This window comes from Botrimarina mediterranea (assembly GCF_007753265.1).
Classification (GTDB): domain Bacteria; phylum Planctomycetota; class Planctomycetia; order Pirellulales; family Lacipirellulaceae; genus Botrimarina; species Botrimarina mediterranea.
On the sequence record NZ_CP036349.1, the window covers coordinates 2,706,458 to 2,722,080 of the forward strand.

A 15,623-nucleotide genomic window follows, 5' to 3' on the forward strand; every position below is an offset into this window, starting at 1 on the left:
GCTCGGTGTGCGACGTCTTACGAAGGGCGTCAACGGCTGCGCAAATCCGCTAGCGATTGGCCGCGAAGAACGTCATCCTGTGGGGAGTACCGAAGTTGGTACATCGGCGGGCCCCGTCCGCTGACGTTGTCTCGCTGCCAGGATGTTGCGGAGACGAAGGATGCGGAAACGCTGGGTTGCGGTCCTGAGCCTCGCCTCGACGCTCGCCTGGGCGTTGTTGGCTGGCGGCGCGTTTGGCGATGGCTCCGCGCTGGACCACTTCGAGCGCCGCATCCGCCCGGTGCTGATCGAGCACTGCTATCCGTGCCACTCGCAGGCGAGCGGCGTCACTCAGGGCGGTCTGCGGCTCGACACGGCCGCGGCAATGTGCCGTGGCGGCGACTCGGGGCCGGTCCTCTCCGCCGACACACCCGAGGACAGCCCGCTGCTCCAGGCGTTGCGTTACGAGGGCTACGAGATGCCCCCCTCCGGCAAGCTGCCGGACGAGACGATCGCCGCGTTCGCCGAGTGGATCGCCGCCGGCGCCCACGACCCGCGCGAAGGTGACGAGCCAATCACCGAGCCGCCGACGATCGACGCCAAGTCGCACTGGTCGTTCCAGCCAATCGAACGGCCCGAGGTCCCGCAGGTCGAGTCCGCCGGGGTCCGCACGCCGATCGACGCGTTCGTTACCGCTAAGCAGCGCGAGGCCGGCGTTGAGCCGGCGCCGGCCGCCACGTCGCACGACCTGTTACGTCGCGTCTACTTCGACCTCACCGGCTTGCCGCCGACGGCCGCCGAGATCGAGCGCTTCCAGAACGACCCGAGCGATGAGGCCTACGAAGCGATTGTCGATGCGCTGCTCGCTTCGCCGCGGTTTGGCGAGCGCTGGGGCCGCTACTGGCTCGACGTGGCGCGCTACGCGGACACCAAGGGCTATGTCTTCGAGGAGGATCGCAACTACCCCAACGCCTACCGCTACCGCGACTGGGTGATCGCCAGCTTCAACGATGACCTGCCTTACGACCAGTTCCTCATCGCGCAAATCGCGGCCGATCAACTCGGCGAGGAAGCGCCGCGCGAGGCGATGGGCTACCTGACACTCGGGCGGCGGTTCCTCAACAACCCGCACGACATCATTGACGACCGCATCGACGTCGTCACCCGCGGCATGCTCGGGCTCACCGTCGCCTGCGCGCGGTGCCATGATCACAAGTACGACCCGATCCCAACGGCCGACTACTACTCGCTCTACAGCGTCTTCGCCAGCAGCGAAGAGCAGAAGCCCGAGAACTGCCCCCCGGTGCTGGTCGATCGCGCCGAGCCGGTGCAGCAGGTCGTCTTCCTCCGCGGCAACCCCGGCATGCGGGGCGAACCGACGCCGCGCCAATTCCTGGCATGCGTGACCGACGGGGATCGCCGGCCGTTCGAGAAGGGGAGCGGGCGGCGCGAACTCGCCGAAGCGATCGCCAGCCCCGACAACCCACTCACCGCGCGCGTCTGGGCCAACCGTGTGTGGGGCTGGCTCTTCGGGCGCGGCCTCGTGGCGACGGCGAGCGACTTTGGGTTGCGTGGCGAGGCGCCAACCCATCCCGAGCTGCTCGACTATCTCGCCACAGCGCTGATCGACGACGGTTGGTCGACAAAGCGGCTCGTGCGGCGGATCGTGCTGTCGAGCGTTTACCGCCAGAGTTGCGAGGCGCCGCCGGCGTCGCTTGAAACCGACCCCGGCAATACGTTGCTCACACGTCGCGAACGGCGGCGACTGGACCTCGAGGCGAACCGCGACGCGGTGCTGCAAGCGTGCGGGCGACTCGACTTGGCGATGGGCGGCCCGTCGCAACAACTGGTGGGCGACACGCCGACGACACGCCGCGCGGTCTATGGATTCGTTGAACGCCAGAACCTCCCGGCGTTCTTCCGTACGTTTGATTTTCCGAGCCCCGACACGCACGCCTCGAACCGCGCGGTGACGGTCTCGCCGCAACAGGCGCTCTACTTCCTCAATAGCCCGTTGATGATCGCCAACGCCGCGGCTTTAGCTGAGCATAGCGCGGAAGCCGGCGCCGATGAGGCGGCTCGCGTCGAGTGGATGTTCCGCCAGACACAGGGCCGCCGGCCCAGCGACGCCGAGCGGGCGGACCTCTTCGCCTTCCTCACGGACCCCGCCGCCGCCGAGGCGCCGCCGGCGCCGGAATGGAGTTACGGCTGGGGCCGCATTGATGAAGCAAGCGTCACGATTGACTTCCACGTGTTGCCGCACTTCAAGGGTGACGCTTGGCAAGGCGGGCCCGAGTTGCCGGATCCGTCGATCGGCTGGGTCATGCTCAACGCCGGCGGCGGCCACCCCGGTGACACCACCCACCAAGCGATCCGCCGCTGGACCGCGCCCGCGCCCGGAGATGTCACGGTGGCGGGCAAGCTGTCACACGGCTCGGACCAAGGCGACGGCGTCCGCGCCCGCGTCGTGCATTCGGTCGGCGCCATCACGGGCGAGTGGACCGCCGCCAACGCGACCACCGACACCGGAACGCAGCCAATGCGCGTCGCGGCGGGCGACACGATCGATTTCGTTGTCGATTGCCGAGAGAGCGAAGCATTCGATTCGTTCGGCTGGGACGTTACGCTCAACCTCCTCCGCGAAGGCGAAGAGGTCGCGACGCCCTACCGATCGACAACAGGCTTCGAAGGCCCCGCGCCGGCGCCGCTCGACCGCTGGGGCCGACTCGCGCAGGTGCTGCTGATGTGCAACGAGTTCCAGTTCGTCGATTGAAAGAAAAAATTTACCACAGAGGCACGGAGAGCACCGAGGAAAGCACTGAGTAATCTTGTCCCCGTGCGTCCTTCGTGCTCTCTGTGCCTCTGTGGTAAAAAACTGAGCGATATAAGCTTATGGACCCGTTATTGAGCCGCCGCGAGATGCTTACGCGCTGTGGCATGGGCTTTGGCGCGATGACGCTTGGGACGATGCTCGGCGCACCCGCGACCGCGTCGAGCGGCGGCGCCGCCGATTGGCTCGCGCCGAAGGCGCCGCACTTTCCGGTGAAGGCGAAGCACGTTATTCACTTGTTCATGAACGGCGGTCCGTCGCACCTCGACACGTTCGACCCCAAGCCGATCCTCGAGAAGTACGCCGGCAAACCACTCGAAGGGGGCGCGCCCGCGACCGAACGACCGACCGGCGCGCCGCTCCCCTCGCCGTTCAAGTTCAAGAAGTACGGCCAGAGCGGCATCGAGGTCAGCGAGCTCTTCCCGCACGTCGCCGAGAGCATCGACGACATCGCCGTGGTGCGTTCGATGTACGCCGACGTGCCCAACCACGAGCCGTCGCTGCTGCTGATGAACTGCGGCGAGGCGCGGCTGCCGCGGCCGAGCTTCGGGTCGTGGCTCACTTATGGCCTCGGCGCCGAGAACGCGAACCTGCCCGCGTTTGTCGTGCTCTGTCCCGGCGGCTTCCCGATCCAAGAGACCCAGAACTGGCAGTCGGGCTTCTTGCCGGGCGTCTATCAGGGATCGTATGTCGATCCGAATAGCGAGACCGTCGAGCGGATGATCGAGCACGTCCGCAACCGCGCAACCCCAACCAGTGCGCAAGCAGCGCAGCTTGAATTAATGCGGCGGCTCGAAGAGCATCGCCACACGGCGGCGGAATTCGACCCGGCGCTCGAGGCGCGGATCCAGTCGTTCGAGCTCGGCTTCCGAATGCAGTCCGAGGCGACCGACGCGTTCGACGTGACGCGCGAGCCGGCCCACATTCGTGAGATGTACGGCCCCGGTGTGCAAGGCAAGCAGATGCTCATCGCCCGCCGACTGGTCGAACGCGGCGTCCGCACGGTGCAGGTGTGGCACGGCGCGGGCCAACCGTGGGACAGCCACGACGACCTCGAAGTGCAGCACCGCCGCCTTGCCGGTGAATGCGACCAAGCGATCGGCGCGTTGCTCAAAGACCTCAAGCAGCGCGGCTTGCTCGAAGAGACGCTCGTCCTCTGGGGCGGCGAGTTCGGCCGCACGCCGACGGTCGAGCTGCCGAAGGAGGGCCTCAACGCCGGCAAGATCAACGGCCGCGACCACAACCACTACGGCTTCACCGTCTGGATGGCGGGCGGCGGCGTCCGCGGCGGGCAGGTCTACGGCGCCACCGACGAGCTCGGCTTCAAAGCGGTCGAGAACCGCGTCCACGTGCACGACCTGCACGCCACGATGCTAAAGCTGCTCGGCTTCGACCACACGAAGCTCACCTACCGCCACGCCGGCCGCGACTTCCGTTTAACGGACGTTCATGGGACGGTCGTCGAGAGACTGATCGCGTAAAGCCGCCCATGGCGCCTGACGCAGTCCCTGGGGCGCCGTGAGGTTCGCACAGGGGGAGCCGAGGGCTCTCCCGGAGGTCGGTCCCAGGACCCGAATCCGCGGAGCGGAGGGCCCAGGTCATGGACACCTGTTTAGGGGCTCTGGGAGAGCGATAGAGCGTGCTTTAGAGGTCCCCTCGGCACTTCCCTCGGGGGCCGCGTCCGAACGCTGGAAGGGGCCTCCTATCGCGTCTACGAGCGTGTCGACAAAAACCCCGAGAAAAACGCGTCCCCGCGGCCCTCAGCCGACGGTGTGAGAGCATTTTGCGTCAATCGTCTTGATCAAAGGCTTTGGCGATCAAGTGGTGTATGTCACACGATAGGCAAGAACCGGGGGCTAAGGCCCCGCGGCTAAAAAGGGCTCGCCCGTAAGATCTGCCGGCACGCTTTAGCGTCCGGTTCTTCGACTCTGCAGCCATCGGTGGGTCGGCCCCACTTCGCGGGAAGGCACACGACAAACCGCAGGAATCGGGACTCGTTTTGATTGCAATACGAATGCTGAGCTAGGATATTTGGGGCGCGCTCGCGGCGCCGCAGATCGCTGGCGCTCAGCCACTTTTCATTTTCTTGGGGGCGTACGCTATGTCCGCGTCGCGTTGGAGGTGTGTTCTCTTTGTGGCCGTGTTGGGGGGGATCGCGTCGATCGGCGAGGCTCAGAGTGGGCTCGCAGAGACCCCTGAGGAATCCCCCTCCGCAACGGCCTCGGCTGATTCGCATGCCCACGAGGTGGATCGTCCCAAGTCAGAACTCGAAGAGTACTTGGGGCAGTACCTCGACGCCTTCAACCAAGGGGACGCCAAGGCCGCTGCTGCGCTTTGGGCCGAGGACGCCGTCTGGCGTAGCGATACGGCGGGCTCGGCGACCATCGGTCGCGAAGCGATTGAGACATCGCTTGCTGAGGTTTTCGCCGCGAAGCCGGCGCTCAAGCTCTCGACTCGTATCGATCGCACCCATGTCATCACCGATGGCGTGGTGTCGCTTGTTGGGACCACGACGACGAGCAGCCCCGGCGAAGACCCAATGGCTTCGGCCTTCACGGCGGTCGTCAAGAAGACCGACGAGGGTTGGCGGCTGTGCGACGTTCACGAGTACGCCCCGACCGTCGCGATGGCCCCGCGCGACAAGCTGCAGGAGCTCGCCTTTTTAGTGGGCGAGTGGCAAGACGACAACGAGGCCGCATCGGTTTCGACGACGGTCCGCTGGGGCGCTGGCGAGTCCTTCCTGGTGCGGAGCTATGTCGTCTCCGGCGACGACGGAGAGCCGGTGCTGCAAGGCACCCAGGTGATCGGCTGGGACCCGCGGGCCGAGAAGTTCCGCTCGTGGTCTTTCGATTCTGAAGGGGGATTCGGCGACGGCGTCTGGTCGCGTACGGGGGACGAGTGGATCGGGCGGCTGACGCAGACGCTTCCGGATGGAGCGCTCGCGTCGGCCACGCAAGTGATCCGTCAAATCGATGCGGATACGCTCGAGGTAGCAACTGTTGGCCGCGAGGTTGCGGGCGAGCCCCAACCTTCGGCCGAACCGGTGCGGGTGTCGCGCGTTGTGGCGGCGGACGAGGAGAAGGTCGCCGGCGGGGACTAATCCGACCGTCGTTCTCTCTTCCAGAAGGCTTTACTTCATCCAAGCTTGGTTAATCATGGCGAATCGAAGGACGGCGTGCTGCCTTTGTCTGTTAGCGGTTGTAGCTTGGATGCTCCAGTCGGCGGATGTCAGCGCGGTAGGCATGCGTGGCGGCGGTGGACGCGGGGGTGGAGGCGCGCACATGGGCGGTGGCGGGGGTGGACGCCCGATGGGCGGCGCCAGGCCCGGTGGCGGTGGCATCTCGCACGGGAGTGCGCCCAGCCTCGGCGGCGGTCGGCCTCAAGTTTCTCGCCCGCAAGTCTCTCGGCCTCCGAACCCCGGCGCACGACCCAACCCGGGCGGAGCGAACTTTGGCAACCGTCCTGGCGGCGCTCGGCCGACACCGTCGATGCCGAACGTGAGCAGGCCCAATATCAACCGTCCCAATCCCGGCGGCGTCCAGCGACCGGCGGGTGGATTGAATCCTGGGATGGCGAACCGTCCCGGCGGCGCCCGACCCAACTTGCCGGGTAACACGCCGCAACGCCCCAATACCAGCATTCCGAACTTAGCGAACAAACTACCGCAGCGTCCGGGCGGCGCCGTCCCGATGCCGTCGCGTCCCAATGTGCCCGGTGGAGTGACACGTCCCGGCGGAGCGAACCGTCCCGATCTGGCCAACCGTCCCGGCGGCAATCGCCCCGGCGCCGGAACGCTGCCGGGCGGAATTGGTCAAGGCAGTCGTCCCACGACGCGTCCCGGCGGTCGGCCTAGTGCGGGTGACCTCAATGATTTCCTTGGCATCCAAAAGCCCAGTCGACCCACGACGCTTCCTGCGACGCGGCCCGGTGGTGAACGTCCTGTGACGTTACCTGGCCGGCCCGGCGACATCGCCCGACCTGGGGATCGACCCGGCGGGAATCGGCCGGGCGCTGGCGAACGGCCCGTTACGCTGCCGGGCCGTCCTGGTGATCTTGCCAAGCCCGGTAATCGTCCCGGTAGTGACCGCCCCGTCACATTGCCTGGTCGCCCCGGCGATCGGCCTGGTGCGGGGAACCGTCCCGGCGGCGGGGATCGTCCAGAACTACCGGACTGGGTAAACCGGCCCGGGCGCCCTGGCGGCGACTGGCGCCCCGGGGGAGACAACAGTCACATCCATCGGCCGCCTAGTTGGGCGGACCGTCCCGGCTCGATCAACATCAATAACAATTGGAACACGATCATCAATCGGGGTGGCAACAACCTCGGCAACTGGATCGCCCGCAATCCAAGCCGCGGCTTGTACTGGGGCAACTGGGGCAACAGCATCCGCCACAACTGGGGCCATTACCACCACCACAACGATTGGTTCGGACCCCGCTGGTGGAACGGCCATTATCATCACATGGGCGGGTGGCACTACCACTACTGGAACCACAATAACCGGTGGTCGTACTGGTGGACGGTTCCGGTCTGGGCGAACCTCAACAGCTGGTTCACGTGGTCAACGCCCTCGGGTTATTGGAGCCAGCCGTATTACTACGACTACGGTTCGGGCGGCAACGTGACCTACCATGACAACAGCGTCTATATCGACGGTCAGCAAGTGGGCTCGACGGCGGACTTCGCGGCGAGCGCGGCGGAACTAGCGACGGTGCAGCCGCCAGCCAATGAAGAGGAGGCCCAAGACGCGGAATGGATGCCGTTGGGTACGTTCGCGGTCTCGACTGACGAAAAGGACAGCGAGCCTTCGCGGACGGTACAGCTGGCCGTCAACAAGCAGGGGATCGTCAGTGGTACGCTCTACAACTCTCAGACCGACACTGCGCAGACGGTCCTCGGACAGGTGGATAAAGAGACCCAACGCGTCGCAATGCGGATCGGCGAGAGCGACGACATCATTGTCGAGACCGGCCTCTACAACCTGACGCAGGATGAGTGTCCGGTGATGGTTCACTTCGGCGCCGAGAAGACCGAGAACTGGCTCCTGGTGCGACTCGAATACGAGGGCGATGAGAACGAAGAGGGCGGTGACAACGAGTGACTTCGTTGGGGCATGAACGTAGGTCTCTCGACCCCTCCCTGATGACCCACATCTCTTATAGCTGCACTGCCGCCGTTTGATGATTCGGCTGCCTCTCAAAACGACATGAAATCCTATGCACCGCGCAACCCACCGACTTCAGCTGTTGATTGCGGCAGGCACGGCAGCGTTTGCCGGTAGCATTGCGCTCGCCCAGCAGATGTTGCCCCCACCAGACGGAGCGTTCGAGGGCAAGATCGGCCTTACCTACAAAGATTCGGAACCCGTCAAACCGAAGCTGAAGACGCCTGAGACATTCGGCATCAAGGACGCGCCGAACATCTTGATCGTCCTCATCGACGATTGCGGCTTCGGTCAGATGGGGACGTTCGGCGGCGCAATTCCGACGCCAGCTCTAGACCGTGTCGCTAATAACGGACTGCGCTTCAACCGGTTTCACACCACAGCCCTCTGCTCGCCGACGCGCGCGGCGCTACTGACCGGACGTAACCACCACTCGGTGGGCAGCGGCGTTATCGGCGAGGCCGGCACGGGCTTTCCGGGTTACGACGGGATCATCCCCGCATCGGCCGGCACCTTCGCGGAAGTCTTGCGCGAGTACGGCTATATGAATGCGTGGTTTGGCAAGAACCACAACGTGCCGGACTGGGAAACGAGCATCGTCGGCCCCTTCGACCGCTGGGCAGACGGGCTCGGTTTCGATTACTTCTACGGCTTTGTCGGGGGCGACACCGATCAGTACAGCCCCGCCTTGGTTGAGAACAAGAAGCGTCTTGAGCCGCCCGCCACGAACGAGGACGGATCGCCGTACCATCTGACGACCGACTTGGCGGATCACGCTATCCGTATGATGCGGGCCTCCAAGGCCGTCGCCCCCCAGCGTCCGTTCTTTGTCTACTTTGCGACCGGCGCCACGCACGCGCCGCACCAAGTCCCCGAGGAGTGGATCGCCAAATTCAAAGGGAAGTTCGACGGCGGCTGGGACAAGTACCGCGAAGAGACCTTCGCTCGACAGAAAAAACAGGGCGTCATCCCCAGCGATGCGAAGCTTACTCCGCGTCCCGACTCCTTGCCTGCGTGGGACTCGCTTCCGGCGGATCAGCGGCAAGTTTATGCCCGCATGATGGAGGTGTTCGCCGCCTTCACCGCGCACACCGACCACGAAGTCGGCCGACTGCTCGATACGATTGACGAGATGGGCGAACTCGACAACACGATCGTCATCTACATGGCGGGCGACAATGGTTCGAGCGCCGAAGGGGGGCTCGAAGGCCTCGTCAATGAGATGACGTTCTTCAATGCGATCGCCGAGCCGCTTGAGATGAAGCTCGACTCGCTCGACTCGCTGGGCAGTGCGAAGCATTACAACCACTTTCCCGCGGCATGGGCGTGGGCCATGGACACGCCGTTTCAGTGGACGAAGCAGATCGCCAGCCATTTCGGCGGCACGCGTAACGGCATGGCCATCTCGTGGCCGAAGGGGATTAAGGCCCGGGGTGAGCTACGCGATCAGTTCCATCACGTGATTGACATCGCCCCGACGCTGCTCGAGGTCATCGGCATCGAGGCGCCGGCCGAATTGAACGGCGTCGCGCAGAAGCCGATAGAGGGGGTCAGCATGGCCTACGCCTTCGATGACGCCGACGCCGAGGACCGCCGCACAACCCAATACTTCGAGATGCTCGGTAACCAGGGGCTCTACCACGACGGTTGGATGGTCAGCGCGGTACGCGGCATACCTTGGGAAAGCGAGTCACCGCCGATCGACTTGCTCGACATGCCCTGGGAGCTGTACCACGTCGAGGAGGACTTCGCCCAAGCGAACGACCTGGCCAAGCAGCACCCGGAGAAAGTGCAAGAGTTGGTAAAGTTGTTCTTCGCCGAGGCCGCGAAGTACCAAGTCCTGCCACTCGACGGTCGTAAGACTGAGAGGCTGAACGTCGAGAATCGGCCGAGCCTCACTCAGGGACGCACCACGTTCACCTACCCGAACCACTTGCGTCTGCCCGAGGGCGCTGCGCCGGACCTCAAGCACAAGAGCCACGAGATTGTCGCCGAGGTGAATATTCCCGACCATGGCGCCGATGGCATGCTCTTTACGCAGGGCGGCCGCTTTGGCGGGTTCGGATTGTTCGTGAAGGACGGCAAGCTCGTCTATCACTACAACTTGGTCGGCGTCGATCGTTACAACATCGAGTCCGAGAACAAGCTGCCGACCGGAGACGTTGTGCTCAAGGCGGTCTACAAGACCGACGCGGACAAACCCTTCGCCGGCGCGGAGGTAACGCTTTACGCCAATGACAAGGCGATCGGCAAGGGACGCGTCGAGAAGAGTATTCCCAATCGCGTGACGCTCGACGAGACGCTTGACATCGGCTTCGATACGGGCACGCCGTTGGTGGATGACTACGAAGTCCCTTTTGCGTTCGAGGGTAAGTTGAAGTCCGTGACGGTGAACCTCGAATGACAACTCAGACTGAACGCCTTAGTTAGGTAGGCGTTGACCATTCGCACTCTTTGGGCAGGAAATGAAAAGTATCGATCGCGCCAGGGCCTTCACCCTGTTCGGTGTCCTCTACCTGACCGCGAACGCGGCCATCGCGCAGCAGGCGGACCCGTTGCCGTCGTGGAACGACGGCGCGTCCAAGTCGGCGATTATCGCGTTCGTCGAGAGCGTCACCACCGAGGGCTCCGCGGGATTTGTCCGGCCCGCCGAGCGCATCGCCGTGTTCGACAATGACGGCACGCTCTGGGCCGAGCAGCCCGTTTACTTCCAGGGGCTGTTCGCGATCGATCGCATCAAGAAGCTCGCGCCCGAGCATCCCGAGTGGGAGACGACCGAGCCGTACAAGAGCGCTATCGCAGGCGACATGAAGGGGTTGATGGCTACCGGCAAGGAGGGCTTGCTGAAGGTCATCGCCGCCTCGCATGCAAACATCACGGCAGACAAGTTTGCCGCGTCGGTGCGAGAGTGGTTGCGGACGGCGCGCCACCCGCAGACCGGGAAGCCCTATGCGCAGATGGTCTACCGACCGATGCGCGAGTTGCTTGACTACCTACGGTCGAAGGGCTTCAAGACGTTCATCGTCTCGGGCGGCGGCATCGACTTCATGCGCGTCTTCGCCGAGCGCGTCTACGGTGTGCCGCCGGAGCAGGTGATCGGATCGACGATCGACGCCGAGTTCGAGATGCGCGACGGCGTCCCGACGATTCTCAAGACCGGCAAGCTGGTTCTCGTGGACGACAACGTCGGCAAACCCGTTGGGATCTACCGGCACATCGGCCGCCGGCCGATCTTCGCCGCGGGCAACTCCGACGGCGATTTGCAGATGCTCCAGTACACGACGATTCCACGTAGCGCGGACGACAAGGCGCCAAGCTTCGGTCTGATCGTCCATCACACCGACGCCGATCGAGAGTGGGCTTACGACCGCGACTCCCACATCGGCAAGCTCGACAAGGCGCTCGACGAGGCGCCGCAACGCGGCTGGACGGTTGTCGATATGAAAGCCGACTGGAAGACGGTCTTCGCTCAGTGACGCTGCGTCGAGGGGCGTTAAGAAGGATTCACCACGAAGGACACGAAGGACACGACGGCCTGTCTCAGGGACCAGCTTCGTCCTATCAGTAATGCCGTCGTGTTCGTCGTGGTGAAGAAAACTTTCTTCTACCTGCTGACTCGGCGGACGGGGCCGGCGATGTAGCCCGGGTTGCGGCTCAGGGCGGCAGCGGTCGCTTGGCGGCTGTCGCGGCCGGGGACGACGACCCACAGTGGCGTGCCGGCGACGCCCTGCCCGGGCATGAGCGTGACTTCCCATAGCGAAGTCACGCCGGCTTCGACGGTTTGCATCATGAGTTGGAGCTTGGCGATCTGCTGAGTGACCTCGGCGTCTTGCTGACGAGCGGCGGCGAGGGTGCGCAGTTCGTCGGACATGCTCGACTGCGACTCGTAGTTGCCGTGGGCGGCGACCCAGCGGTCCCAGCCCGGCTTGAGGACTTCGAGGTCCTCGTCGCGGAACAAGAAGAACGGGAAGGCGTACTCGTCCCCGCTGGGGAGCTCGAGGATGACGCCCTCGACCTTGTAGGTCGCCGGCTGACCGCGGCGTCGGACGAGCCAGCGCTCGAGCGAAGCCTTGTCGTTGATCGTCGGCAGGTTCTCGAAGTGGGCGACAACACGCGGCGCGATCTTCTGATAGACGTCCGGCAGGTTGTCGAAGACGCGGTCGTTGACGTAGACCTTGCTGCGCCGCCGTTGGAAGGTGACGTCGCGCTCGACGAAGTCGACGACGTTGCCGATGATCTCGATGCCGCCGACGGTGGTCCAGGTCTGCTGCTTGTTGGCGACCCTGTCGGCCGCGAGCTTGGCCTCTTCGGTGGCGAGATAGGCCTGGTCTTCTTCGGAGAGCTGCTCGACGTCGATCGACACGAGGTGGTGGTCGCCCCGTTGCAGGATGGCCGCCTTCTCGGTGAGGGCCACCAGCTCGGCGTCCACCGTGTACTGCCCGCTGCTGTCGCTCCAGGTGCGGGCGTCGCAACTAGTGGCGCCGACGAACAGGAGGCAGGCGGCGACCAGGAAGGCGAGGGGGCGGATCGTCATGGCGAATCGGCTGCAGAGGGATCACGGGACCAGTACAGGTCTATCGTAATCCGTCACCGGTCCGTTGGCGACCAACGCCCATCACCACTCGGCTAAAGCAGCATTACCGCCCGAACGCCTAGCACCAGGGCCGTATCGACGTTCTCCCGCGACGGGGCGAGGACCTGGAGGTCGGGCGTCACGTTGAGCCAGGGGGTCGCCTGCCAGTTGTAGAAGAGTTCGACGCCGTGGCCGTCGCCGATCGGACCGAGGAACGTCTCAATGATCGGCCCGATCTCGCCGCTCGACCCCGCGACGAACCAGCCGGCGCCCCAGGTGTCGGCCTCGTGGCCGCGCATCGGGTTGTGTCCCCCGAGGCCGAAGCTGAGGAACCACGACAGCGGATTGATCTCCTCGTCCGAGATCGCCGCCCGCCCGAAGACGCCCCAACCACGGCCGGCGTCACAGGGATCGACGAAGAGGTGTTGGTCGAAGTTCCAGTACACGGCCCAGGCGTCGCTGGCCTGAGCCACGGGAATGTCCGGCAGCACCACGCGCGGGTCTTGGCCGAGCGACGTGAACTCACGGTTGTTCCAAGCGGCGCCGACCAGCTGGTGCCCGGGCAGGCCATAGAACTCGGTGGGCAGCCGGAGTTCGGCCGCCATCGCGACTCCGTCGTTGAACAACTCGCTGAAACCGGAGGTCTTCGCGGTGTCTTCCGAGTTGAGCAGCATATAGCTGAAGACGGGCTCGCCCTCATCGCCCAGCACAGCGAAGCCGCACCCGAGTGTCGAGTACGGAACCACCCGCAGCAGCGCCGGGTTGGTGACGAATCCGACGTTCGAGAACTGCGTCTTGCCGCGGCCGTGGGCGAACGCGTTGAGGTCGCCATCGAGCGTGTCGAGCTTGCCCGCGAAAACAGCGAACCGCTCCGACAACGCCTGGGTGAACAAGACGTTGGTCAGATAGAGCTCTTCGCTGTCGGCGACCGGCAAGGCTGTGAGCACCGACGCCGGTAGGAAGGCGCCCGTGTCGCCGTTGATGTTTTCGCCAAAGCGGTGTTCGGCGCGGACCTTGAGGAACAGGCCCTCTTGGACGCCAAGCTTGCCGAAATCGACGTTGGTGACGTAGTCGCCGTGGCCGCCGTATTTGAAGTGTTGGTTAAGACCGCCGGCGGTGACGCCCTGATAGAACTGGGCCACGTCGAACTGGAAAGTGACGCCGTTGTCCGCCAGGTACGTACGGTTCCCGTACCAATCGCCGGTCAGAGGCTCTTGGGCGAGGGCTTGGCCCGATCCCACGCTGGCGGCGGCGAGCGCCAGGGAGCGGGCGATGTGGGAAATACGCATGGGTAGCCGCCTCCGTGCGGGTCTGCCGGGTCCTTGTGAGAGGGTATCGGGCAGTGGCCATTTCCATTCGAGTTGGCTGCGATTTGCCGGTATAATCAGCCTCTTCCGAACGCTCCGAACGACAAAAAAATGCAACCAGACGCCACGAAAATGCTGGGCGATTGAGGGGGGGGTGGGCTAACCTTTCAGCGCGGGCGCAGGCCCAACTAACACGTCCTTCTTGTCTTAAAATGAGCGACGCCATGATCAGGTCCCTCGGGTTTTTCTGCCTCCTAGCCTTGGCCGCGGTGGCCCACGGCGCCGACAAGCCGAACATCCTGGTGATCTGGGGTGACGACATCGGCACGTGGAATATCAGCCACAACAACCGCGGGATGATGGGCTACATGACTCCCAACATCGACCGCATCGCCCGCGAAGGCGTGGCGTTCACCGACTACTACGGGCAGCAGAGTTGCACGGCGGGTCGGGCGGCGTTCATCGGCGGCAACGTGCCGGTCCGCACCGGGATGACCAAGGTCGGCATGCCCGGCGCCCCGCAGGGTTGGCAGAAGTCCGACGTTACGATGGCCACCGTGCTGAAAAGCGCGGGCTACGCCACGGGCCAGTTTGGCAAAAACCACCAAGGGGACCGCGACGAGCACCTCCCCACGATGCACGGCTTCGACGAGTTCTTCGGCAACCTCTACCACCTCAACGCCGAGGAAGAGCCGGAGAACATGGACTACCCGAAGGACCCCGAGTTCCGCAAGAAGTTTGGTCCGCGCGGCGTCTTGCATTGCAAAGCCGACGGCAAGGGGGGTCAGACCATCGAAGACACCGGCGCGCTAACCAAGAAGCGGATGGAGACCATCGACGACGAGTCGATCAAGGTCGCTAAAGAATTCATCGAGAAACAAAGTAAAGAAGGCAAGCCTTTCTTTTGCTGGTGGAATGCGACTCGCATGCATTTCCGCACGCATGTGAAGGAAGAGAACCGTGGCATTTCCGGCCAGGACGAGTACAGCGACGGCATGGTCGAACACGATCGCCATGTAGGCGAATTGCTTGAGCTGATCGATGAACTCGGACTCGCCGAGAACACGATCGTTCTCTACTCGACCGACAACGGCCCGCACTACAACACGTGGCCCGACGCCGGTACGACCCCCTTCCACGGCGAGAAGAACTCGAACTGGGAAGGCGCCTTCCGCGTGCCGGCATTCGTTCGCTGGCCGGGCGAGTTCCCCGCCGGCGAGACCCGCAACGGCATCGTCTCGCACGAAGACTGGCTGCCGACCTTCGCCGCCGCCGCTGGCGTGACCGACATCAAAGAGAAGCTCCGTGAAGGGGTCGAGCTCAACGGCCGCACCTACCGCAACTACATCGACGGATACAATCAGCTCGACTACCTTAGCGGCGAGTCTGAAGAGTCGCCGCGTAAAGAGTTCTGGTACGTCGGCGACGACGGCCAGGTCATGGCCGCTCGCTACAACGACTGGAAAGTGGTCTTCCTTGAAAACCGCGCCAATCGGCTCCAGATCTGGAAGGAGCCCTTCGTCCAGTTGCGTGCGCCCGACCTCTACAATCTGCGTCGCGACCCGTTTGAGAAGGCGAAGATCGGCTCAAACACGTACGAAGACTGGTACATCGACCGCGCCTTTGTGATGATTCCGATCCAGCAGATGGCGGGGAAGTTCTTGATGACGATGAAGGAATTTCCTCCGAGTCAGAAGCCAGGCTCCTGGAACCTCAGCGAGATCGAGGAGCAGATCAGCAGCGGTATCGGCAGCAACTAACGTCGCTGC

At 64.2% G+C, this 15,623-nt stretch carries 9 protein-coding genes; 7 read left to right on the forward strand and 2 right to left on the reverse strand.

Annotation, left to right across the window (positions count from 1 at the left end):
- The first annotated feature begins 160 nt into the window (after positions 1-160).
- From Spa11_RS10615 to Spa11_RS10645, 6 genes are all read left to right on the forward strand, one after another.
- Positions 161-2,752 carry a PSD1 and planctomycete cytochrome C domain-containing protein gene (locus tag Spa11_RS10615; protein ID WP_197529899.1) on the forward strand — a complete coding sequence of 864 codons (2,592 nt, stop codon included), beginning with the start codon at positions 161-163 and terminating at the stop codon, positions 2,750-2,752.
- Positions 2,753-2,871: 119 nt separating this feature from the next.
- Positions 2,872-4,290 carry a DUF1501 domain-containing protein gene (locus Spa11_RS10620; RefSeq protein ID WP_145111928.1) on the forward strand — a complete coding sequence of 473 codons (1,419 nt, stop codon included), beginning with the start codon at positions 2,872-2,874 and terminating at the stop codon, positions 4,288-4,290.
- Between the two features lie 620 nt (positions 4,291-4,910).
- Positions 4,911-5,909, forward strand: a complete 999-nt coding sequence (locus Spa11_RS10625; protein ID WP_145111931.1) for an SgcJ/EcaC family oxidoreductase — start codon at positions 4,911-4,913, stop codon at positions 5,907-5,909.
- Between the two features lie 997 nt (positions 5,910-6,906).
- Positions 6,907-7,911, forward strand: coding sequence for a hypothetical protein (locus Spa11_RS23255; RefSeq protein ID WP_145111938.1), 1,005 nt, complete (start codon positions 6,907-6,909; stop codon positions 7,909-7,911).
- Positions 7,912-8,026: 115 nt separating this feature from the next.
- Positions 8,027-10,378, forward strand: coding sequence for an arylsulfatase (locus Spa11_RS10640; protein WP_145111941.1), 2,352 nt, complete (start codon positions 8,027-8,029; stop codon positions 10,376-10,378).
- Between the two features lie 61 nt (positions 10,379-10,439).
- Positions 10,440-11,450: an HAD family hydrolase gene (locus tag Spa11_RS10645; protein ID WP_145111944.1), complete on the forward strand. Its 1,011-nt coding sequence runs from the start codon at positions 10,440-10,442 to the stop codon at positions 11,448-11,450.
- A 128-nt stretch (positions 11,451-11,578) separates the two neighbouring features.
- Here Spa11_RS10645 and Spa11_RS10650 read toward each other — a convergent pair whose 3' ends face one another.
- Positions 11,579-12,508, reverse strand: coding sequence for an SHD1 domain-containing protein (locus Spa11_RS10650; protein ID WP_145111947.1), 930 nt, complete (start codon positions 12,506-12,508; stop codon positions 11,579-11,581).
- Between the two features lie 92 nt (positions 12,509-12,600).
- On the reverse strand, positions 12,601-13,836 hold the full coding sequence (locus Spa11_RS10655) for a carbohydrate porin (protein WP_145111950.1): 1,236 nt from the start codon (positions 13,834-13,836) through the stop codon (positions 12,601-12,603).
- Between the two features lie 242 nt (positions 13,837-14,078).
- Here Spa11_RS10655 and Spa11_RS10660 point away from each other — a divergent pair, with 242 nt between their 5' ends.
- Positions 14,079-15,614 carry an arylsulfatase gene (locus Spa11_RS10660; protein WP_197529901.1) on the forward strand — a complete coding sequence of 512 codons (1,536 nt, stop codon included), beginning with the start codon at positions 14,079-14,081 and terminating at the stop codon, positions 15,612-15,614.
- Positions 15,615-15,623 lie beyond the last annotated feature (9 nt).